Below are 619 nucleotides of genomic sequence, written 5' to 3' on the forward strand. Positions count from 1 at the left end.
ACAGCGGCAGCACGCTGAGTGCAAACAATAACCTGAGCATCAACAGCGACAACAGCATCAGCAACCTGAATGCCGGGCTGATAAGCGCGGGCGGCGGGCTGCAACTGAGCGCGCTGGGCGACATCAACAACATCGGCTCGACGATAGCGGGCAAAACCGTGGCGCTTGAGAGCATCGGCGGCAGCATCAGTAACGTCACGCTCACCGAACGGTGGAGCATTGGTGGCAACAGCCGCAGCGGCAATATGCATCTGAGCGGCACGGATACGGGCCCGACGGCTTCGATTACCGCGCAGGACGACATGAGCCTGAGCGCCGGAAAGGACATCAACGTCAAAGGCGCAAACGTCGCAGCGGGCGGCAGTCTGCTGATGCTGGCGGACGGCAATATCAACGTTACCGCAAACCAGATTACTGAAAGCTACAGCCAGTCCGGCTTCCGGGGCAAAGACGCAACCAGCAAAGAATCTGTGACCCAAAGCGGCAGCACCCTCACCGCAGGCGGAAATCTGGGGATGCAGGCAGGCAATGACCTGACGCTTGCCGCCAGCGCGGTGAATGCGGGCGGCAACGCAACGCTGATGGCGGGCAACGACCTGAACCTTAACGCCGCGCAGAC

General features: G+C 61.1%; 1 protein-coding gene. It reads left to right on the plus strand.

The genetic code is table 11. From position 1 onward, the window contains the following. On the plus strand, window positions 1-619 hold a 619-nt coding region (locus MUA00_RS00270), incomplete at both ends, for a hemagglutinin repeat-containing protein (RefSeq protein ID WP_271121238.1).

Origin of the sequence: Dryocola boscaweniae (assembly GCF_025215095.1) — a bacterium.
GTDB classification, from domain to species: Bacteria; Pseudomonadota; Gammaproteobacteria; order Enterobacterales; family Enterobacteriaceae; genus Dryocola; species Dryocola boscaweniae.